This is a genomic window from Clostridium carnis (assembly GCF_054657435.1).
This window is the reverse complement of the sequence record NZ_BAAHYS010000001.1, coordinates 298126-320885: the sequence shown is the minus strand read 5'-3', so window position 1 is coordinate 320885 and position 22760 is coordinate 298126. Positions and strand designations below refer to the sequence as shown.

Annotated in this window: 22 protein-coding genes; 16 read left to right on the top strand and 6 right to left on the bottom strand. The window is 26.7% G+C overall.

Annotated elements, in window-relative coordinates; genetic code table 11:
- The first annotated feature begins 39 nt into the window (after nucleotides 1-39).
- Together recQ and ACYQ1T_RS01645 are read left to right on the top strand one after the other, a co-directional pair.
- On the top strand, nucleotides 40-1797 hold the full coding sequence (recQ, locus tag ACYQ1T_RS01650; RefSeq protein WP_459831054.1) for a DNA helicase RecQ: 1758 nt from the start codon (nucleotides 40-42) through the stop codon (nucleotides 1795-1797).
- A 16-nt stretch (nucleotides 1798-1813) separates the two neighbouring features.
- The gene (locus tag ACYQ1T_RS01645; protein ID WP_459831053.1) at nucleotides 1814-2431 is read left to right on the top strand and encodes a DUF488 domain-containing protein; all 618 of its coding nucleotides are present in this window, start codon (nucleotides 1814-1816) and stop codon (nucleotides 2429-2431) included.
- Nucleotides 2432-2457: 26 nt separating this feature from the next.
- On the opposite strand, the gene ACYQ1T_RS01640 is transcribed toward ACYQ1T_RS01645, so the two are convergent.
- The 5 genes from ACYQ1T_RS01640 to ACYQ1T_RS01620 all read right to left on the bottom strand — a co-directional run bounded on the left by ACYQ1T_RS01640 (nucleotide 2458) and on the right by ACYQ1T_RS01620 (nucleotide 5917).
- Nucleotides 2458-3459 (bottom strand): hypothetical protein, encoded by a 1002-nt coding sequence (locus ACYQ1T_RS01640; RefSeq protein ID WP_459831052.1) that lies wholly within the window; start codon nucleotides 3457-3459, stop codon nucleotides 2458-2460.
- Between the two features lie 159 nt (nucleotides 3460-3618).
- Entirely contained in the window at nucleotides 3619-3753 is a 135-nt protein-coding gene (locus ACYQ1T_RS01635; protein WP_459831051.1) for a hypothetical protein, read from the bottom strand.
- 147 nt (nucleotides 3754-3900) lie between these two features.
- Nucleotides 3901-4395, bottom strand: a complete 495-nt coding sequence (locus tag ACYQ1T_RS01630; protein ID WP_459831050.1) for a hypothetical protein — start codon at nucleotides 4393-4395, stop codon at nucleotides 3901-3903.
- Nucleotides 4396-4422: 27 nt separating this feature from the next.
- Nucleotides 4423-5019: a J domain-containing protein gene (locus ACYQ1T_RS01625; RefSeq protein WP_459831048.1), complete on the bottom strand. Its 597-nt coding sequence runs from the start codon at nucleotides 5017-5019 to the stop codon at nucleotides 4423-4425.
- Nucleotides 5006-5917: a DUF5685 family protein gene (locus ACYQ1T_RS01620; RefSeq protein ID WP_459831047.1), complete on the bottom strand. Its 912-nt coding sequence runs from the start codon at nucleotides 5915-5917 to the stop codon at nucleotides 5006-5008. Before ACYQ1T_RS01620 ends, ACYQ1T_RS01625 begins: the two co-directional genes overlap by 14 nt.
- A gap of 214 nt (nucleotides 5918-6131) precedes the next feature.
- Between ACYQ1T_RS01620 and ACYQ1T_RS01615 the strand changes: the two genes are divergently transcribed.
- The 14 genes from ACYQ1T_RS01615 to ACYQ1T_RS01550 all read left to right on the top strand — a co-directional run bounded on the left by ACYQ1T_RS01615 (nucleotide 6132) and on the right by ACYQ1T_RS01550 (nucleotide 20715).
- Nucleotides 6132-7016 carry a polysaccharide deacetylase family protein gene (locus ACYQ1T_RS01615; RefSeq protein ID WP_459831046.1) on the top strand — a complete coding sequence of 295 codons (885 nt, stop codon included), beginning with the start codon at nucleotides 6132-6134 and terminating at the stop codon, nucleotides 7014-7016.
- 108 nt (nucleotides 7017-7124) lie between these two features.
- On the top strand, nucleotides 7125-7805 hold the full coding sequence (locus ACYQ1T_RS01610) for a DUF554 domain-containing protein (RefSeq protein ID WP_459831044.1): 681 nt from the start codon (nucleotides 7125-7127) through the stop codon (nucleotides 7803-7805).
- Nucleotides 7806-8168: 363 nt separating this feature from the next.
- Nucleotides 8169-9263: a BMP family lipoprotein gene (locus ACYQ1T_RS01605; RefSeq protein ID WP_459831043.1), complete on the top strand. Its 1095-nt coding sequence runs from the start codon at nucleotides 8169-8171 to the stop codon at nucleotides 9261-9263.
- A gap of 174 nt (nucleotides 9264-9437) precedes the next feature.
- The gene (locus tag ACYQ1T_RS01600; RefSeq protein ID WP_459831041.1) at nucleotides 9438-10958 is read left to right on the top strand and encodes an ABC transporter ATP-binding protein; all 1521 of its coding nucleotides are present in this window, start codon (nucleotides 9438-9440) and stop codon (nucleotides 10956-10958) included.
- Nucleotides 10958-12034 (top strand): ABC transporter permease, encoded by a 1077-nt coding sequence (locus tag ACYQ1T_RS01595; RefSeq protein WP_459831040.1) that lies wholly within the window; start codon nucleotides 10958-10960, stop codon nucleotides 12032-12034. Before ACYQ1T_RS01600 ends, ACYQ1T_RS01595 begins: the two co-directional genes overlap by 1 nt.
- The gene (locus tag ACYQ1T_RS01590; protein ID WP_459831038.1) at nucleotides 12034-12981 is read left to right on the top strand and encodes an ABC transporter permease; all 948 of its coding nucleotides are present in this window, start codon (nucleotides 12034-12036) and stop codon (nucleotides 12979-12981) included. The genes ACYQ1T_RS01595 and ACYQ1T_RS01590 overlap by 1 nt, the downstream gene beginning before the upstream one ends.
- Before the next feature lie 196 nt (nucleotides 12982-13177).
- A complete protein-coding gene (locus tag ACYQ1T_RS01585) occupies nucleotides 13178-14479 on the top strand; it encodes a homoserine dehydrogenase (protein WP_459831037.1) in 1302 nt (433 codons plus the stop codon).
- 152 nt (nucleotides 14480-14631) lie between these two features.
- A complete protein-coding gene (locus tag ACYQ1T_RS01580; RefSeq protein WP_459831036.1) occupies nucleotides 14632-15732 on the top strand; it encodes a sensor histidine kinase in 1101 nt (366 codons plus the stop codon).
- A 5-nt stretch (nucleotides 15733-15737) separates the two neighbouring features.
- Entirely contained in the window at nucleotides 15738-16358 is a 621-nt protein-coding gene (locus ACYQ1T_RS01575) for a response regulator transcription factor (RefSeq protein WP_459831034.1), read from the top strand.
- Between the two features lie 94 nt (nucleotides 16359-16452).
- Nucleotides 16453-17382, top strand: coding sequence for an ABC transporter ATP-binding protein (locus ACYQ1T_RS01570; RefSeq protein ID WP_459831033.1), 930 nt, complete (start codon nucleotides 16453-16455; stop codon nucleotides 17380-17382).
- Nucleotides 17383-17395: 13 nt separating this feature from the next.
- A complete protein-coding gene (locus ACYQ1T_RS01565) occupies nucleotides 17396-18535 on the top strand; it encodes an ABC transporter permease (protein ID WP_459831032.1) in 1140 nt (379 codons plus the stop codon).
- Entirely contained in the window at nucleotides 18528-19637 is a 1110-nt protein-coding gene (locus ACYQ1T_RS01560) for an ABC transporter permease (RefSeq protein WP_459831031.1), read from the top strand. Before ACYQ1T_RS01565 ends, ACYQ1T_RS01560 begins: the two co-directional genes overlap by 8 nt.
- A gap of 148 nt (nucleotides 19638-19785) precedes the next feature.
- A complete protein-coding gene (locus tag ACYQ1T_RS01555; RefSeq protein ID WP_459831030.1) occupies nucleotides 19786-20100 on the top strand; it encodes a rhodanese-like domain-containing protein in 315 nt (104 codons plus the stop codon).
- Nucleotides 20101-20265: 165 nt separating this feature from the next.
- Nucleotides 20266-20715, top strand: a complete 450-nt coding sequence (locus tag ACYQ1T_RS01550; RefSeq protein WP_459831029.1) for a NanQ anomerase/TabA/YiaL family protein — start codon at nucleotides 20266-20268, stop codon at nucleotides 20713-20715.
- A 146-nt stretch (nucleotides 20716-20861) separates the two neighbouring features.
- On the opposite strand, the gene ACYQ1T_RS01545 is transcribed toward ACYQ1T_RS01550, so the two are convergent.
- The gene (locus ACYQ1T_RS01545) at nucleotides 20862-22625 is read right to left on the bottom strand and encodes a glycoside hydrolase family 35 protein (protein WP_459831028.1); all 1764 of its coding nucleotides are present in this window, start codon (nucleotides 22623-22625) and stop codon (nucleotides 20862-20864) included.
- Nucleotides 22626-22760 lie beyond the last annotated feature (135 nt).

Sequence of the window (22760 nt, the reverse complement as noted above, 5' to 3'; positions counted from 1 at the left end):
AATCAAGATAAGGGAAATAAGATAAAAAGGAGGGGAGATATGAAAAATTCATTAGAGGTTTTAAAAAAATATTTTGGGTATGATTCATTTAGATCAGGACAATCAGAAATAATTGATAATATACTAAAAGGGAGAGATGCATTTTGTATTATGCCTACAGGTGGAGGAAAATCAATATGTTATCAGATACCTGCATTAATCTTAAATGGAATAACATTAGTAGTATCACCCCTTATATCTTTAATGAAGGATCAAGTTGATAGTATTAATGATGTTGGAATAAGTGCTAAATACATTAATAGTACTCAATCTATGAAGGAAATAAAGGAGATTATATTAAGTTGTTATAAAGGAGAAATTAAACTTTTATATATAGCTCCAGAAAGGTTAGAAAATGAGTATTTTAATAAAATGCTAAGAAAACTTACTATAAGCCAAATAGCAATTGATGAAGCTCATTGTGTTTCTATGTGGGGACATGACTTTAGAAGAAGTTATAGATACATAGATCCATTTATTAAAAGTTTAGATAAGAGACCAATTGTTACTGCATTTACAGCAACGGCAACAGAAGAAGTAAGAAAAGATATTATAAAGTTGTTAGGTTTAAGTAATGGATATACATATTTAGGGAGTTTTGATAGGGAAAATTTATCATTATATGTTCATAAGGAAGAAGATAAAGTAGAGTTTGTTAAAGATTTTATTAGAGATAGAGAAGAAGAAGCTGGAATTATATATTGTGCAACAAGAAAAGAAGTAGATTCACTGTTTTACTATTTAAAAGATTTAGGATTTAATATAGCTAAATATCATGGTGGATTGAAGGATGAAGAAAAAAACTATTATCAAAATGAATTTTTAAAAGATAACATTCCTATTATGATAGCAACAAATGCTTTTGGAATGGGAATAGATAAATCAAATGTAAGATATATAATTCATTTTACTATTTGTAAGAATATAGAAAATTATTATCAAGAAATAGGTAGAGGTGGAAGAGACGGAGAAAAAACAGGGTGTCATTTACTTTATAATAGATCAGATATTAGAACTTTAGAATATTTAATATATACAACATCTGGATCAGAAAGAAAAGAAATAGATATTAGAAAACTTCAAAGTATGGTTGATTTTTGTGAAAGCACTGATTGTTATAGGAGTTTTATATTAAAGTACTTTGGAGAAAAGAATTCTAGAGATTATTGCAATAATTGTAGTAACTGTTTTAATAATGATGAATTAAAAGATTTTACTATAGAAACACAAATGATATTATCATGTGTATATAGAACAAGAGAACAATATGGTATTTCTGTTCTTATAGATATATTAAGAGGATTTAAAGGTCCTAAAATAATACAAAATAAATTAGATAGATTAACAACCTATGGAATAATGAGAGAATATAATAGTAAGTTTATTAGAGATTTAATAAAAACATTAATAGATTTAGGTTATGTAAATTTAAAAGATGGAACATATTCAATGCTTAAGTTGAATAATAAATCTATAAAGGTTTTAAAGTCAAAGGAAAAAGTTATTTGTAAGTTATCAGAAAATATAGAAGAAAAAATTTCTAATAAAGAACTGTTTAATAAGTTAAAAGTATGGAGAAAAGAAGTTGCTTTTAAAGAGAATATTAAGCCATATATAATTTTTTCAGATTCTACACTTATAGAATTATCTAATAAGAAACCGATCAGCAAGGAGGAATTATTAGATATAAGAGGAATGGGAGAAAAGAAATTTGAAAAGTATGGTGAAGAAGTATTAAAGTTAATTGTTTCTAATTAGTAGAAAGGAATTTTATATGGAAATATTTACAATTGGACATTCTAATTATAAAGTAGAGAAGCTTGTAGATATGTTACGTTTTTATAATATTAATTGTGTTGTAGATATTAGAGGAACTCCTTATTCAAAATATAATATTCAATTTGATAAAGAGACAATAAAATATACTTTAACAAAAGAAGGATTTATATATATTTATATGGCAAAGGAATTAGCTGCCAAAAGAGAAAATAAGGTATCATATAATTCAGAAGGGTATTCAGATTTTGAAAAAGTAATATATGAAGAGGATTTTATAAAAGGAATGGAAAGATTAAAGGTTGGATGTGGAAAAGGATATAAAATCGCATTACTTGGAGCTATGCAAGATCCTATAAGATGCCATAGGAGTATATTAGTTGGAAGAGCTTTAAGGAATAATGGATTTAATGTTAAGCATATATTAGATGATTATTCAGTTATTTCTCAAGAGACTATTGAAGAAAATATTTTGGATAAATATTTTAGTCATAGGAATCAGATAACAATAGATACTTTACTTGGTAAAGAGATGTCAACTAAGGAAATGATAGAGGAAGGTTATAGATTAGCTAATAAAGAAATAGGATATAGAATAGAAAATATAAAGAATTAATAAAAAGGCATGAAATTCATGCCTTTTTATATTATAGTCCAACCAGTTGTAAACTTTTCTTCTCTTATAGAATAATTTATTTTTTTTGATAAATTTTTTGAATGTATAATCCCTTTAAGTTTTGAAGTGAAATTATTAGAAAAAGTACTTAAGGCAGAATTAATTAATTTAATAGAATTATTAAAGTTTTCTAATGGATTAGCTTCAGAGGAGCTAGCTCTTTCTTTAGATAAAGTTTCAATTGCTTTTTCTGCTGCATCACTTGCAATTTTATTTATTTTTTCTTTTATATCATTATCAATATTAGAAGGATAGCTAAGCTCTAAAGTAATTCTATAGCTTGCTATTCTACTTTTCATACAAGGTATTTTACTAGTTAAATGGCTATCATCTACAATACCGATTGATTCAGTAACAAAATCATCTTTAATTTCAGGAATATCAAGTGATGCTAACGTCTTTGTATAAATATCCTTTGTAGAATTTAAGGAGTGTTCTTTTCTGCTAAGTTTTATTTCTTTTTCAATAGGTTTTGTATAATTATCTGTACAAGAGTCTTGAGATGTACTGCGATAACATATAAAAGAATCTATTTTCTTAAGATCTAAACCGAAATACACCCATCTACCACGGAACCATCTAAATCCTGATATAGATACTTTATCAACATTTATTAGATATGCCCAATATCTTCTACCGCTTGTTTCCCAAATATATATAAATTTAAATAAACAAAATCGTATTGAGTTTTGACTTACTGCTTTTGTTTTAGGTCCATCATAAGTAAGTGAATTCATATGAACTACCTCTGAACCGCTTTTGGAAGGAACAAAAAGAGGTGGAGCACCTAAACCAACATTAGAAGAACCTTGAATTTGAGAACCAGGGAAATTTTCTCCAGGAAAATTTATGTTAGGAAATCCGGGAATAGGGAAATTGTTAAAAGGAGGTTGTCTAGTATCTGAATTGTAAAAAGAATCTGTCTTGATTTCAGGGTCTAAAATAGAATCATCATCATTATAATTCATTTAATAAAACTCCTAAGATATTGATTTATAACCATTATATTTATAATATATTATATTGTTACTAAATAAATAAAAAGATATCATTTCTGATATCTTTTTCTAAAGAAATATCTCTTTAGGTAGTAAATTTACTTTGTTTTTAAAGAAATTATAAAGGAACTATTTATTATTTTCATTGCTATCTGAAGAGTAAATAGCTTCTAAAGCCTTTTCTTCTTCTGCCATTTTTTCAACAATTTCTTTTGATTTGGATTCTCTACATTTTTTATTTAATGCACATGCAATTCCATCCATAAAAACACCTCTTTTACTAAACTTAATATAATATACTAATATTATATTATAGTATATGCATAATAGTCAATAATTATACTTAATTAATAATTAATATTCATATTAAAATAAAAAAATTAGAATTATTGAAATTCTAATTTTTATTAACTATATTCGTCTATGAATTTTTTCTAAATAAACAGAAATTATAAGTGTTAATGCGTAATCAAATATTAAAAATACTGGTTGTGCTAAAAGACATATTATCCATAATGGGATAACAGTAAAATTGATTTTTATAAAATTATTTAAAAGTAAAAATATTATAAAAAATATTAAGTTGAAAAATATTAATTTTAAAGCTATTTCTAATGGCAGTTTATTAATTTTCTCTATATAAAATTTTATTATTCCATATATTCCAAAGAATAATCCGTAGAAAATAATTATATTAATTGGAATAAATAAGAATCCTATTAATGTTGATGCTATATAAACTAAAAAACCATTCTTGATAGAACTTCTCATTATGGCGATAGGGACTAAACAAGATGCTAATGTAAGAACGCTTAATGTACTTATTGGGATTAATGAAGTTGAGTAAAGTATAATAAGTGTTAGAGCTATTAATATACCACTTTGGGTTATATCCCTTGCTTTCATAAATTTTACTCCTCTCTTAAATTAGTATTAGCAACAACCTATAAGATCTCCACCCATGCACTCACATATTGAGTCTAAGCACCAAAGTTGAAGGCAACAGTCACACGTGCTTTGGTTATTACCTCCAGTAGTTCTATAGTAATTGTTGCTATAAGAACTAGTTCTTTGATGTAAAGAGTTTAAGGTTTGTCTATATTCAAAGTTATTTGGTTCCATATTTACGGCAGTTGTAATATGGTTAATTCCAGCATCAAACCAACCTTTGTTAGTTAATACTACACCATATAGAAAATTCCATTCGGCATTTTTATTAGTTATAGTATTTAATTTGGCTTCAGCAGCACCCATGTTACCTTGTTGTATAAGATTTCTTATTTCATTAAATTCATAAGTTCTATTAGAAGAACTAGAAGAGTTATTATAACCTTGAGATGATGAAGCACCATTCTTAGTTAATTCATCATAAGCTGAGTTAATTTCTCTCATTTTTTCTTCAGCTAAATCTTTTAATGGATTATCTCCGTATTGATCTGGGTGATATTGTTTAATTAAGCTTCTATATGCCTTTTTTATTTCATCCTGGCTTGCACCTGGTTTAAGACCTAAAACTTCATATGGATTCATGATTAAAGTCACTCCTTTTCTTTTCGTCTGTATTATTTAGTACATTAATATATTTATCCATCATGCCTAATTCTAAAACATTAAAAAGAATATCATTATTTCTTTTTAATGGAAGTTTTAATAGGCATTCTTTACAATTATAAGAACAGTTTAATATAGTAAATTCAATTCTATCTTTAATTTTTGGAAGCAACTCTTTATAAGGAAGATTATCTTTGTTATATAAAAAGTTTATAGGATTAAATTTATTTTTTTCTATATCTTCTTTCAAATCATCTAAAGCATCTATTAAATATATCCATTTACCAAGAGTATAACCAAGGTTATAAAGATTTTGTCTTAATACATCATTATCATTAGTTAATGGATTAGGATAACTTTTTAATATATTTCCAACTATATGGCTAAATGGATGAGATATTTCATCTATAGAGGAAAAGTTCTTGTTTTTCTCTAAATTATTTAGTTTAGTAAGATTTATATTTGTTATATTATTTATCTTATCTATAGATTTATTTGCTTTTTTCATGTAAGGAGAAAGCAAATTCATTATTGATTTACTTTTAATATTATTATCATCATTTACATCATCTAAAAGTTTATAATAAAACAGTGATAAATTCATTGCTGCAGCATATGATAAGGCTTTATTATTACTAATAACTGGTTTTTTAGAAGTTGGATGAAGCATACAACGTTTTATTTCTATAGAGGAATCTTCTATAGATAAAGCATCTAAAAGTATTGCCAAAAAAGTCATATCATAATTTAATGCCATTCTAGGTATATTTCCAAAATCTTTTTTTATATGGAAACATAAACCACAATAATAACTTTTAAATTTAGCAAAATCCTTAACTTTAAGCTCTGCTTTTAATGGGGTTACATATCCAAACAATATAACACACTCCTAAAATTGCTTATTCTTTAACAAAGAATAATTTTTAATAATTATTAATTATACAGAATTTAATAATTATTAACAACATTTATAAATTAAATAAGAAATAATTAAGGAATTAGTTACAAATAAAAAAAGTATAATTTAAATGACCATATATTGACAGAAAGTATAATAGAGAAGTATATTTTAAAAGGAAGGAGATGGAAAAGTGAAAGTATTTATTAAAATAATATTAGTAATTTTACTAGTATTAGTTTGTGGATTATTTATAAAAAATAAGTCATTTGAATTGATTAAAAAAAATAATAATATTGAAGAAAAAAAAGAAGAAACTTTAATAAGTGATAATAAAATAGAGGATAAAAGTAATAAAGAAAGGGAAGATATAAAAGAAGAAGAGAAAAAAGAAGATAAAGAGTACTTATCTTTGAAGCCAGAGGAGGTTAAGATACCTATTCTAATGTATCATTCAATTGCTGACGGCTATCCAAATAATAGATTAGTAGTTTCAGTTTCACAATTTACAGAAGAAATTAAATGGCTTAAGGAAAAAGAATTTACACCTATGTTACTTGATGAAGTAATAGAAGCCTTTAAAACAGGAAAAGTACCTAAAAAGCCTATTGCTATAACATTTGATGATGGATATGCAGATAATTATACTGATGCTTACAGAATATTAAAAGAATATAAAATGAAAGGAACTTTCTTTATAATAACTAATAATACAGATGCAGATAGTTATTATATGAATTCAGGAATGTTAAAAGAAATGCATTCAAATGGTATGGGGATAGAAAATCATACATCCATTCATAGAGAGTTAAATAAAATGACAAGAGAAGAAAAAATAAAAGCTATAAAAGATGGTATAAATGCACTTAGGGAAAAGGTTTCTGTAGAAAGTAAGTTTCTTTGCTATCCTGTAGGAAGATATGATGATGAAACAATTTCAGTTGCAAAGGAACTAGGATTACATGGAGCTGTTACAACAGAAGGTGGAATAGCAACTATAAAAGACGGTAACTATAGTTTAAAAAGAGTAAGAATTGCACCAATGAATATAGAAAACTTTAAAGCTATATTTGAATAAAATGTTAATATTTTTAATTTATAATATATTATGTAGATATGAAAATAACTATATGATAAAATCTTAAAAGCAATTTAATACTAAAGAAGGAGGGTGTAGAAGGTAATTATGATAGGAACTATAGTTAATTGTATAACAATAATAATTGGTTGTTTTATAGGATTGTTAGTTAAAGGAAAGATATCAGAGAAAATAAGCACAACAATAATGCACGGATTAGGGCTTAGTGTATTGTATATTGGTATTTCAGGAGCCTTAAAAGGGACAAATATATTAATGACAATAATATCAATTGCAGTTGGAGCTTTAATTGGTGAGTTAATAGATATAGATAAATGGCTATTTAGATTAGGTGAAAAAATAGAATCAAAGGTAAGTAAAAATGAAAGGAAAATATCGATTTCAGAAGGTTTTGTTACAGCAAGTTTGCTATTTTGCGTAGGGGCAATGGCAGTTGTAGGGTCTTTAGAAAGTGGACTTAGAGGAGATCATACGACACTTTTTGCAAAGTCGATATTAGATGGAGTATCTTCGATTATTTTCACTTCTACTTTAGGTATAGGAGTATTACTTTCAGCAGGAACAGTTTTTGTTTATCAAGGAGCAATAACTCTAGCAGCAGGGGTGTTATCATCAATATTAAGTGAAACAGTAATAAATAATATGTCAGCTATTGGGAGTTTGCTTATTATAGGGTTAGCATTAAATGTTCTTGGTGTAACAAAAATAAAAGTTGCAAATTTATTGCCAGCAGTATTTATACCCATAATATTAGCAATATTCCAATAATATACCACAAAAATTTTATTGAAAAGGATTATATTTTTTAAAGATTTAATATATAATTATACTAAGCAGTACAAAAAGTAATAAAAAGTAATTATATCCAAAAAATAAAATTCGTAAATAAAATTATTACTAATTATTCAGAATAGTTAGTAATAATTTAAAGTTAAAAAGAAAACGGTAACAGATATAATTGTATTATAAAGTTTAATATTTTTATGAAAAAATAATAATGAAATTAAAATTTAATTAGTTAAAAATATTGAAATTGCGAATTATGTGTTGTATAATCAACTTGAAAGTTCGAGAAAAAACAAAATTTAACAAGGAAACGTTATATTATAAGAGTTAAGGGGGAAATTTAAAATGAAAAAGAGAGCAATTGCATTAGCACTTTCAGCACTTATGGTAACCGGATTAGTTGGATGTGGAAACAAAGGTGGAGATGGAAAGACTGCCGATAAGAAAGACTTAAAAGTAGGTATGGTTACAGATGCTGGAACTATCGATGATAAATCTTTCAACCAAGGGACATGGGAAGGTATTAAAAAAGCTGGAGAAGAATTTAAAATAGATACTAACTATTTAAAACCAGCAGGAACAACAGAAGCTGATTACACTAAAGAAATAGGAAATCTTTATGATACAGGATATAAGTTTATAGTAACTCCTGGATATAAATTTGAAACAGCTATATTTAAGTCACAAGAAAAATATAAAGATGCAAAATTTGTACTTATAGATGGTAATCCACATAGTGGAGATAATAAGCCATCAATTGCTGATAATTCAGTAGCTGTATTCTTTGCAGAACAAGAATCAGGATTCTTAGCTGGTGTTGCAGCAGCTTTACAATTAAAAGAAGGAGAACTAGGATTCATTGGAGGAATGGAAATTCCAGCACCTCAAAAGTTCAACTGGGGATTCCAACAAGGTGTTAAATATGCTAACGAAAACTTAGGAACTAAAATGGTAATTAAACCAGAAAACGTAGTATATCAAGGTTCATTTGATAACGTAGCAGCAGGACAACAATTAGCAGCTACAATGTTTGATAATGGAGTTAAGGCTATATTTACTGCAGCAGGTGGAGTAGGTGTTGGAGCTATAAATGAAGCAAAAGCTAGAGCAAAATCTGGTAAAGAAGCTTGGGTTATAGGTGTTGACGTTGACCAATATGCTGATGGTGTATATGATGAAAAAGAAAATAAGTCAATTATATTAACTTCCGCTATGAAAAAAATAGATATTGCTACTTATGATATTATAAAAGATGAATTAGATGGCAAATTCCCAGGTGGAAAAACTTTAGTTTTTGATGCTAAAAATGATGGTGTTGGTATTCCAGAAAAGAATCCAAACTTAAGTAAAGAAACTACTGATAAAGTAGCTGAAATTTACAATATGATTAAAGATGGAAAAATTACAGTAAGCGACAAACAAGGGGATTTAATAAAGTAATTTATTAAATAATTATAATTCTTTTAAAAAACAATAGAGAAAAAGGCGGATATCCCGTCTTTTTCTCGCGTAAAGAGCAATATACTTTTATTTAACAAAATAAGAAAAAAAAGGTATAATTATAGTACATAAATAGCTTTAAATATGTAACATTAATTTTAAGGAGGAAGTTGAATGGAATATGTAGTTGAGATGCTTAATATTCGTAAGGAATTCCCTGGTATAGTAGCCAATGACAATGTAACACTTCAATTAAAAAAAGGTGAAATACATGCTCTATTAGGTGAAAATGGTGCTGGTAAATCTACATTAATGGGAATGCTTTTTGGAATGTATCAACCTGATAAAGGATCTATAAAGATAAATGGGAAAGAAGTTAAAATATCAAACCCAAATGTTGCAAATCAATTAGGTATAGGAATGGTGCATCAGCATTTTAAATTAGTTGAAAACTTTACTGTAACTGAAAATATAATCTTAGGATTAGAACCAAAGAAGTTCTTATCAATTAATATAAAAGGAGCAGCAAAAAAAATTGAAGAAATATCAAAAAAATATGGTTTAAATGTTGATCCATATGCAAAAATAGAAGATATTTCAGTAGGTATGCAGCAACGTGTAGAAATATTAAAAATGCTTTATAGAAATGCAGAGGTTTTAATATTTGATGAACCTACAGCAGTATTAACACCACAAGAAATAGAAGATTTAATTGAAATAATGAAAAATCTTGTTAAAGAGGGAAAATCTATAATTCTAATTACTCATAAATTAAAAGAAATTAAAGCAGCAGCAGATAAATGTACTGTAATAAGAAGAGGGAAATATATCGGAACTGTTAATGTAAAGGAGACAGATCAAGCCGAAATGGCAAAAATGATGGTTGGTAGACAAGTATCATTTAAGGTTGATAAAAAAGAAGCAAATCCTGGTGAATTAGTATTGAAGATAGAAAATCTTTCAGTTAAAAATAATAAAAAAGTTTTAGGCTTAAAGGATTTTTCATTAGATGTTAGAAGAGGAGAAATAGTTGGTATTGCCGGTGTTGAAGGAAATGGGCAAACAGAACTGGTTGAAGCTTTAACAGGAATGAGAAATGTAGAAAGTGGAACTATAAAATTTAAGGATATAGATATTACTAAAACATCAATTAAGAAAAGAATTGATGATGGTATAGCTCATATTCCAGAGGATAGACATAAAAGAGGTTTGATACTTGATTATACAATGGAAGATAATATGGTATTAAAGGTTTATGATAAAAAACCATTTTCTAAAAATGGATTAATTAAAAAAGAAGAAGTTAAAAAATATTCAAACCGTATAATTGAAACTTTTGATGTAAGGTCAGGGGAAGGTGGACAATCTTTAGCTAGAACTTTATCAGGTGGTAATCAACAAAAAGGAATTATAGGTAGGGAAATAGAATCAAATCCTGATTTGTTAATAGCAGTTCAACCTACTAGAGGTTTAGATGTTGGTTCTATAGAATATATTCATAAAAGATTAGTAGAACAAAGAGATAATGGTAAAGCGGTACTTTTAGTATCATTAGAATTAGATGAAATATTAAATGTTTCTGATAGAATTGCTATAGTAAATAATGGTGAGTTAATAGGAATAGTTAATGCTAAGGAAACGAATGAAAATGAAGTAGGCTTAATGATGGCTGGTATAAAGAGAGGTGAGTCCTAATGAATAAAAATCAAGGATTAAAATCTTTAATGGCAGTACTATTAGGATTAATAGCAGGTGCTATATTAATGATTATAATGGGATTTAATCCTGTTGAAGGGTATACTTATTTATTTAAAGGCGGATTAATGAATATTGAAAGAATCGGTAATACACTTGCAACAGCAACACCACTTATATTAACAGGTCTTTCAGTAGCTTTCGCATTTAGAACAGGTTTATTTAACATAGGTTCACCAGGACAACTATTATTTGGTGGATTTTGTTCAATAGCAGTAGGGTTAACATTTGATTTACCTAGAGGGATTCTTCTAACAGCTATGGTTTTAGTGGGGATTTTAGGCGGAGCATTATGGGCTTTAGTTCCAGGTGTTTTAAAAGCAGTATTTAATGTGCATGAAGTTGTTTCTTCAATTATGATGAACTGGGTTGCATATTGGATAGTTTATTATATGGTACCAAAGTACTTTAAAGGTGAGTTCTTAGAAACAGAATCAAGAATGCTTCCAGAACCAGCTACTTTAAAAACACAATTAATTTCTGATTTATTTCCTGGGTCATATATTAACTTAGGTATAATCTTTGCTATATTAGCAGTTATTACAGTATGGTTTATATTAAATAAAACTGTTTTAGGATATGAATTAAAAGCAGTTGGATTTAATAGACATGGAGCAGAATACGCAGGTATGCCTGTAAATAGAAATATAATTATTTCTATGATGATTGCAGGAGCACTATCAGGTTTAGCAGGAGTAATACAATACACAGGTAATGCTAATATTATGCAAATAGGTGTAATGCCAACTCAAGGTTTTGATGGAATAGCAGTTGCATTACTTGGAGCTAATACGCCAATAGGAGTTTTCTTCTCAGCATTATTCTTTGGGATACTTTATGTAGGAAAAGGATTTATGAATGCAGCGGTAAAAGTTCCACCAGAACTTGCAGATACAATTATGGCTACTATAATTTACTTTGCAGCAACAAGTGTTATTATGGATAAGGTAATTAAAAGATTTAAAAAATTAAAAAAAGATAATACAAATAATGGTGAAAGGGTGGTGGAAAAATAATGTGGGATATAATACAACAAATTTTTCCATATGCAATATCCTTTACAATACCGCTACTTATTACTGCATTAGGTGCACTTTATTGTGAAAGAAGTGGTATTGTTAATATAGGACTTGATGGTCTTATGATTGTTGGATCTTTTGCAGGTGCTTATACAGTTTCTAAATTACAAGCAAATGGAACAAGTGGAGCTCTTTGGATTGGACTTTTAGTTGCAATGATAGTAGGAGTTATATTCTCATTATTACATGCATTTGCAAGTGTAAATTTAAATGCAAATCAAGTTATAAGTGGTACAGCTATTAATATGATAGCTGGTGGATTAACAATATTCCTAGCTAGAAATATGACTGGTAGTGGTAATATAAGAGTAACTAATACATTTATTCCTCAAGATGTTCCAGTTTTATCAAAAATTCCAGTTTTAGGACCATTATTCTTTACAAAAAGTTATGCTACAACTTGGTTAGTTTTAGCAATACTAATAATATCTATATTTGTATTATATAAAACAAGTTTTGGTCTTAGATTAAGAGCATGTGGTGAACACCCACAAGCAGCAGCAGCAGCGGGTGTTAGCGTATTTAAGATGAGATATATAGGAGTTATGATTTCAGGAGCATTTTCAGCACTTGGAGGAGCTATTATGTTACTTACTTATTCAGGAGAATTTAATGGTAATGTAGCAGGTCTTGGATTCTTGGCTTTAGCAGCTTTAATATTTGGTCAATGGAAACCTCTTGGTATATTGGGAGCAACATTATTCTTTGGATTTGCTTCAACTATAGCAAATGTTTCTCAAGTTATACCATCATTAGCTTCTATACCAGGAGTAGTACTAAAGACATTCCCATATATTGTAACATTAATAGCTTTAGTAATATTCTCTAAATCATCTCAAGCACCAAAAGCAGCCGGTGAGCCATTTGATGCTGGTAAGAGATAGATAAATAATTTTATAAAAAAGTAAAATTTAGTTATTATAAAAAGGTGTATAAAGATAAATTCTTTATACATCTTTTTTTATGGTTGTTTATGTAAAAAATATAATTATTTGCAATAAACGTATAGAAAATAATATTTAGTCATCGTATAATAGTTTTATTAGCAATAAACAATAAATAGAATAGGAGGAATTTATCATGAAAAAGGTTAGAATTGCTTTATTGGGGCTTGGCAATGTTGGCCGTGGAGTTTGGAGAATTTTAAATTCGAACAAAGAGGAAATTATGAAACGCTCAGGTTATGAGGTAGAAGTAGCTAAAATCTTAGTAAGAGATTTAGAAAAAGAAAGAGGTGTTAATACACCAAGAGAAATACTTACTACAAACTTTGAGGACATAATAAATGATGATAGTATTAAAATTATAGTTGAGGTAATGGGTGGAATAGAACCAGCTAGAGAATATATGCTTCAATCTATGGATAAGAAGAAACATATAGTAACAGCTAATAAAATGCTTTTAGCAACAGGTGGAGATGAGTTATTTAAAAAAGCAGATAGTGAAGGAGTAATGTTTCATTATGAAGCGAGCGTTGCTGGAGGTATTCCTATAATTAATGGAATAAATGAAAGTTTAACAGCAAATAAAGTTGAAAAGCTATACGGAATAGTAAATGGAACTACAAACTATATATTAACTAAAATGGAATTAGAGGGCTTAGATTTTAATGAAGCATTAAGGGAAGCACAAGAGATGGGATATGCTGAAGCAGATCCAACTTCTGATATAGAAGGATATGATGCTCAATATAAGCTAGCTATACTTTCATCTTTAGCATTTGGTACAAAAATAGAAGTTGAAAATGTATATAGAGAAGGAATAACAGGAATTAAATCAATAGATATTGAATATGCTAAGGAATTTAAAAAGGTTATTAAATTATTAGCAATTGTTAAAGAGAATGATGGAAAGCTAGAACTTAGGGTGCATCCAACAATGATATCTAAAAATCACCCTCTAGCCAATGTATATGACTCTTTTAATGCAGTATTTATTCGTGGAAATGCAGTTGGAGATTTAATGTTTTATGGAAGAGGAGCAGGTGATTTACCAACAGGAAGTGCAGTGGTATCTGATATAGTATCAATATTGAGAAATAATATGGATATAGAAAACTTAGTTCCTGTATTAAAGAATAATTTATGGAATAAAGAAATAAAAAGTATTAATGATATAGAAAGTAAGTACTATATAAGAATTACAGTTGAAGATAAGATAGGTGTACTTGGTGAAGTAACTTCATTATTTGGAGAAAAAAATGTAAGCTTACTTTCAGTTATACAAAGAGGAAGAGATAAGGAACATGATAAAAAGGTAACATTAGTTCTTGTAACTCATTATACAAATGAGGGAAATATAAGAGAAGCCTTAAAGGAAATATATAAGTTAGACTCTATTTATAAAGTTAATAATATTATAAGAATGGAAGAGTTTAGATAAAATAAAAAGTTGTTATGATATGCATTGATTTACATATTGTAACAGCTTTACTTTTTAGAATATAAATATGAGATAAAAAAATTACTATATATTTCAAGAAAAGAATCACTAATGTATAATAAAAATAATACCTATTTTATTTTGGAGGATTTATGAATAAGGAAGAAACCATATTACAAATATTATGCTCTATATTTGCACTTTCAATATTTTTATGGAATAGTAGTTACTCTAATAATGATATAATAATATGTATAATATTTACAATGATATTTATATCAATTGAATTAATTAGTTTTTTTATAAAAAAATATAAATATCCTTTAAGGATATTTCAAATTTTAATATTTGGATTAAGTGTTTATTTTGATAAGTACTATTTTATTATATTAGTTCCTTCAACAATATATATGTTAATAAGTAAAAGAAATAGAATGATGGTCTATTTTATATTTATTTTAATTACATGCAAGTTTATTAAATTTGAATATATAGCTATTTTTATATCATATTCCATAATTATTTATTTATATATGGATGTATTAAATAAAAAAAGGCAAGCAGAAGAAGAACTTAAAAGTTCTTATAGAATTGAAAGAGAAGAAAGACATAAGCTAAGTCAAAAATTAGTTTATATAGATAGATATAGAAATCATAATGATGTAATTGAAAAACTTAAGGATAGAAATTATATAGCACAAAAACTTCATGATAAAATTGGACATAGTGTAACAAGCTCAATAATGCAATTAGAAGTTACTAAAGCAATGATTGATAAAGATAGAGAAATATCTTTGAAATATTTAAATAGTGCAATAAAAAATTTAAGACTTGGAATAGATGATATAAGATTAGTTTTAAGAGATATAAAACCAAAAGATGAAATTATAGGAATAGAAAACATTAAATCATTATTATATGAATTTGGAAGTAATACAGGTATAAAAAACAAATTAGAAACAACAGGAGATTTATCATCAATAAATAATGAAGTTTGGATGGTTATAGAAGATAATTTAAGGGAGGCTTTAACTAATATTTGTAGATATTCTAAAGCTACAGAGGTAGAGGTTATAATAGAGGTATATAATAAATTTATAAGAGCAGATATAAGAGATAATGGAGTAGGGGTAGAAGTTTTAAAGAAGGGGATTGGTTTAAGAGGAATGGAAGAAAGAGTAAAGTCAATAGGTGGAACTATAAGATTTATAGGGAGTAATGGATTTATAATATCTATGATTATAGGGGTATAGTTAATATGAGTATAAAAGTTTTAATATGTGATGATGATATTTTAATTAGAGAAAGCTTAAAAATATTATTACCATTAGATGAAAATATAGATGTAGTAGCAGAAGCTTCAGATGGAATCGAATGTATAGAAAAATGTAAGTCAATGGATATAGATGTAGCTCTTATTGATATAAGAATGCCAAATTTAAATGGGGTAGAAGCTGTAAAAGTAATTGCAAAGGAAACTAATACTAAGTGCCTTATATTAACTACATTTGATGAAGAGCAATTTGTAAATGAAGCATTATCCTATGGCGCAAAAGGATATATATTAAAAAACAATTCACCAGATCAAATAAAAAATTCAATAAAATCAGTTTATAATGAAACTATAGTTATCCATGAAAATATTTTAGGGAAAATCCATGGAAAAGAATTAAATCCTAAAATGGTAAACTATGAATTTACAGAACGTGAAAAGGAAATAATAATTGCTATAGCTGATGGATTAAATAATAAGGATATAAGTAAAAAGTTATTTATATCTGAGGGAACTGTAAGAAACTATATTACAGCAATTTTAAATAAAACAGAATTAGAGCATAGAACTCAAATAGCTATTAATTATTTAAAAGGAAATTTATAATAATATGACATTTGTAATAATAAATTAGTGACTTTTCTAACTTACAGAAAGGTTACTTTTTTTATACAATAATATTAAAGATGGAGGTATAGATATGAAAATATTAGATGTTAAAGATTTATATAAAGAATATGATAGTACATTTGCAGTAGATGGTATAAGCTTTTCAATAGATAAAGGAGAAATATATGGATTGCTTGGGCCAAATGGTGCAGGGAAAAGTACAACTATTAGTATGATTACTGGACTTACAAAGTTAACAGATGGAAATATAACTTTTGAAGAGGAAGGATTAGGTATTAACAAGTGGAAAATGAATATTGGACTTGTACCACAAGATTTTGCTTTATACTGGGAGCTAACAGCTGAAGAAAATATTAAATTTTTTTGTTCACTATATGGATTTAAAGGAAAAGAATTAAAAAACAAAGTAGATAAAGCATTAGAGTTTGTTGGACTTACATCTGTAAGAAAGAAGAAGGCTAAAGAGTTTTCAGGTGGTATGAAAAGAAGATTAAATTTAGCTTGTGCAATAGCTCATACACCAAAGCTTATAATAATGGATGAACCTACAGTAGGAATAGATCCTCAATCAAGAAATCATATTTTAGAGTCAGTCAAACAGTTAAAAAAAGATGGTGCAACAATAATATACACTTCTCATTATATGGAGGAGGTAGATGAAATTTGCGATAGAATTGCAATTATGGATCATGGAAAAATAATTGCACAAGGAGATAGTGAATATCTAAAAAATTTAGTTAGTGATAAAAATATATTTTCAATTTCTTTAGTGAAAAAAGTAGAAGGATTAGAAGATAACTTAAAAGGAATTACTGGAGTTGAAAAAGTAATTGTAGAAAATAATGAAATTAAATGCTACTACTTAAAGGAAAGTAATATTATTGAAAAAATAGTTTCAACAATAGCATCTAAAAATGGAATAATAGAAAATATTAAAAATGAAGCTCCAAGTTTAGAAACTGTATTTTTAGCATTAACAGGTAAAAAATTAAGGGACTAGGAGGAGAATAATAATGATATTATTATCAATGATAAATAAGGAGTTAAAACAATTTTTTAGATCTACTAGTTCAGTTATAATGTTATTTATTTTTCCAATAGTATTAATTACATGTTTAGCCTTTGCTTTAAAGGGACTTATGGGGGAGAGTGTAGATATATTTAAAAAGGCAAAGGTTCTTTATAATATTCAAGATGAATCTAAATATTCAACTGGATTTGTAGAATTTAAGAAGGAATTTAATAAATCAGTAGAGTTAACCTTTGAAGAAATTGATAACGAGAATTTAGCAAGAGAATATGTAAATAAAGGTGAAGCTATTGCATTTATAACTATAAAGAAAGATGGATATGATTATTTTAGATCAGAAAATGGAGAAGGAATACGTGGAAAAGTTTTTAGAAGTATCTTTGAACAATCACTAACAAATTATGCTTTAATAGATACAACTATAGAGGAAAATCCAATGAAACTAGATGAGATTATAAAGTCTGAAAGTAGAAAATATAGTAGTGAGGACTCTGTTGGATTAAAGGGAATTACATCTTTTGAATATTATACTTTTGCAGAACTTGCATTAATAATTTTATATATATCAACTACTGTATCCCAGTCAGTTTATGAAGAAAAGAAATTTTTAACTATAAATAGAATCAGAATGTCTAAAGCAAATGATTTTCAACTTATTTTATCAAAGGCTACGGTAGGAGTTTTAATAGGAGTAATGCAGACTATTTTAGTTTACCTATATTCAACATTTATATTAAATGTTGATTGGGGTAATAATCTACTTATGATGTTTTTAGTTTTAATATCTTTATCAATTTTTTCATCAGTTCTTGGAATAATAGTTGGACTTTCAATAAAAGATTCTAAGAATATGGGAAGTATGTTAAATACAATAATAATGTTTATGTGTATGCTTGGAGGATGCTATGCTCCTTTAGCTATAATAAAATTAATACCAGGAATATCAAATATTATTTGGATAAGCCCAGTTTATTGGGTTAATAATGCATTAATAAGTTTAAATACAGGTATTTCAGATAATAATGCAATTATATCAATAATAACATCTATTTTATTGTCATTATCATTAATCATAGTATATATAGCTATAAGAAAGGTAAGAAGGGGGAAGGCAATTGCTTAAGGTATTATTAAATACGTCTAAAATATTAATGAAGAAAAAAAGTTTTTTTATATTGTCTATAATAGTACCAGCAGCACTTACTATAGTTTTTAGCTATATGCTAGGGCAAGAATCAATTTATAAAGTTGGCATAATAGATAAGGACAATAGCGAAATATCACAATTAATTAAAAATAAACTAGATAGTATAAATGGTATAGACATAGAAGAAATAGAGGAAGCTGGAAGTGACAGTTTATTAATTGGAAGAGAAGTAGAGATAATAGTAACTATACAAGAAAACTTTCAAGAAGATGTATTAAAGGAAAAGGAAAATGCAATTGGCATAAAATCTATTTCTGAAACAGATGTAAAAGAAATTGTTAATTTAATTATAGAGTCAGAAAGCAATAATATTTATAAAATATCAAAGCTGGCAAATGGGGATATAAATAAATTTAAAGAACTTCAAGATAATTATAAAAATAATATGCCAGAATATAAAATAAATGATACCAATAAAGCTATATCAGTTATGAGGTCAGTTGGTATAGTTATAATGATGATATTTATATCTGGACAAATAATAACCAAATTTATACTTGATGATGAAGAAAATGGTACTAAAAATAGAATACTTTTAAGTGGCATATCTGAAAAAAGTTATTTTGCTGGGATAATAACAGTTTTCTATCTTTGTTCTTCAATAACATCAATTGTTTATTATAGAATATGTAAAATGCTTAATTTTGATTTTGAAATGGAAAATACTATATATTTCTTAATCATATTATTAGTTGTAAATTTACTTGCAGTAACATTTAATTTATGTATAGTTTCTTTTATAAAAAAGCCAGAAGTAGCAGCAAATGTTGGAATTTTAATAATAATACCAACATCAATGTTATCAGGAGCGTATTGGGATTTTTATTTAATGCCAGACTATATGCAGAAAATAGGATATATATGTCCACAAAGGTGGGCTATGGCCGCAATTGAAAAATTACAGTTTGGAGGAAAGTTTATTGAAATAGTACCATTAATATTAGCTCTTATATTATTGTCAATAGTACTATTTTTATTAAGCATATTTTTTTCAAAAACTAGGAAGAAATTTGCATAATTGAGATATAAGAAAATTATATTAAATAAGGATAAGTATTATTTTTAATACTTATCCTTATTTGATATATGGAAATATAAAAGTATTGTATTGCTTTGAATGGAGAATTATAATTAGTACATAATAGTTGTTTAATAGGAGAAGAAATATGAATAATATAAAATCAATAAATAGTTTACAAGCAGAAAGTTTAATAAATTCAAATGAAGAGTTACTAATTTTAGATGTAAGAAGATTTAATGAGTTTAAAGAAAGTAAAATTCCTAATGCAATAAATATTCCAGTTGATGATTTAGAATATGAGCTTGATGAAATAGAAGAATATAAAGATAAGCCTGTTTTAGTTTACTGTAAAGTTGGAGTTAGAAGTAGTGTTGCATGTAATATTTTAGAGGAAGGTGGATTTACTAAGCTTTATAATTTAAGAGGAGGTATATTAGATTATAAAGGGTTAATAGATTAATATTTATTAAATCAATAATGCACATTTTATTAATGAAATATTAATAAAATGTGTATTATTTACTATAAAATGGGTGTATAATTATATATTATTAGTATAAATTTAAATAGAATTTTACTGATAATAATACTAAGGATTGAATGTGAGAATATAGGGGGAAGAAAAATGATAATTGATAAAGTTAATAATCTAAGTTCATATTGTGTTACAGAAAATATGAAAAGAGCAGTTGCATTTATGAATGACCATGATTTTGATAAGGATGAGTTAGGTGTTCATAAAATTGATGGAGAAAATTTTTATTATGTAGTATCAGAATATGAAACAAAAAATAAAGAAGATGGTGCGTATGAAGCTCATAAAAAATATATTGATATACAATATATGAAATCAGGTGAAGAAAGAATTTACTATAACAATGTAAAGGATTTGGAAGTAGTAACTGAATATAATGAAGAAAACGATTTTTATATGCTAAAAGGCGAAGATAATGGTAGCATACTTCTTGCAGAAGAATATGCAGCTGTTTATTTTCCAGAAGATGGACATATGCCTGGGATAAGTAATATAGAAACTAAGAAAATAAGAAAAGTTATAGTTAAAGTTTTAGTTTAATAAGATTTAAGTATACAATAAGAGGTTTCATGAATTATAAATCATGAAACCTTTAAATTATATAAAAGAATATAAGAATTATTTATAGGATAGCTTTTTCTTTAATTATAAATACTAGTTTAAAATAAATATTTCAAATTTATAAATTATATGCAGCTAGATTTAAGAAGTATCTTATCTTTATATTTCCCTTCAGTTTCGAAAATAATTATTTTATTTTCTGATATTTTAAGCAGTGGAGCAGGTATATATATGTGTGTAGTTGGTCCTATATCCCAAAAACGACCAAGGTTAAAGTTATTAATAAAGACGCAACCTTTTCCAAAACCATTAAGATCTATAAATGTATCTCCTAGTTTATCAATATTAAAAGTATATTCATAAAATGAAGGTGTATTATCTTTAAAGCCTAAAGAAAAATCTACTTTATCAATATTTTCTAAATCTAAAGAGTAATGCTCAATATTATCTTGAAAATGTATATCTATCATTATACCACCTTTAATTCCCTTACTTTGTCTAGGTGATAAAAGACTTGAACCATAGTTAACCCTACCTAAATTTTCAACTAAGACATCGATTATATTATTATCTTCATTTGGAAGATCTACTTCAATATTTTCACCAATATAATCCTCTTTATATTTAGTTGCTATAAGTTTTTCATTAATAAAAATTTGAGCACGATCATCCATTCCAATTAATTTGAAATTTTCTAAAAAACGTTTTTTTCCTACGTTAGTTCTATATAAAATATATCCATAGCCTTGATCAATTTTTTCCATAGGCATAGTATTTTCAAATATTTTAGGTGACGATAAAGTATGCAATGTATTAAATAAACTAACTTTATTACTAAGTTTTACTTCTCCAATATCAATAAAGTTTATCTTGTTTGTAAAGTCAAATTTTGGAGCAGTTGTATATTTAGAAACAACTTCTTTAAAGGCATTGTATTTAGGAGTAATTTCCCCCCACTCCGTAAGTAATGCATCATAATCATAGCTTGTTGTTTGAGGATCAATTCCATTATGATAGCTACAACCATTAAAAAAACCAAAATTAGTTCCGCCATGAAACATATAAGTATTAACATGTCCAAGTTTTAATATTTTATCCAGTTCCATTGCAGCATCACTAGCATCTCTTCTTTTAAATTCCCCACCCCAATTATTAAACCATCCAATCCAAAATTCCATACACATTAAAGGTGCTTTTATATTATTTTTTTTCATAAAGTTTAAAAGAGCTCCAAATTGCTCTTCAGTTTTTGAACCAAAATTAGCTGTAGGTAGCAGATTTTCTTCAATTAAAGTACCAGCTTCTAATGCCTCGTTCCATCCACCATCAGAAGTAAAAAGTGGAACTGTTACACCATGTTTTATCATTAAATTTTTAATATTTTTTATATAACTTTTAGTACTGCCAAATGAACCATATTCATTTTCAACCTGCATCATAATAATAGGACCACCATTAGTAATTTGTAGAGGAGTAATATATTTAAATAATTTAGCAAAATAGTTATCAACAGCTTCTAGAAACTTTGGATCATTACTTCTAATTCTGATATTAGAATCTTTTAATAACCATGATGGCAATCCACCAAAATCCCATTCAGCACATATATAAGGAGTAGGTCTTAAAATAACATATAACCCTAAATCTTCTGCAATTTTAATAAATTTTACAAAATCTCTATCATTACTAAAATTAAATTCACCTTTCTTTTTTTCATGGTAATTCCAAGGAATATAAGTTTCAACTGTATTGAATCCTAAAGCTTTTAATTTTTCTAATCTATCCCTCCAATATTCTGGAACAACTCGAAAATAGTGCAATGCACCAGAAATAATCTTGAATTTTTTATTATTTAAATAGAAATCTTCTTTTATTTCAAATGTATTCATTATTCAACCTCACATATTAAAAAGTATATAATTAAGTATAATTTAATAATTGATGTAAAGTAATTATTTTTATAAAAAAAGCAATTTAACTATATTTTGACACAAAATTATTATATATTTAAATCAAAAAATATT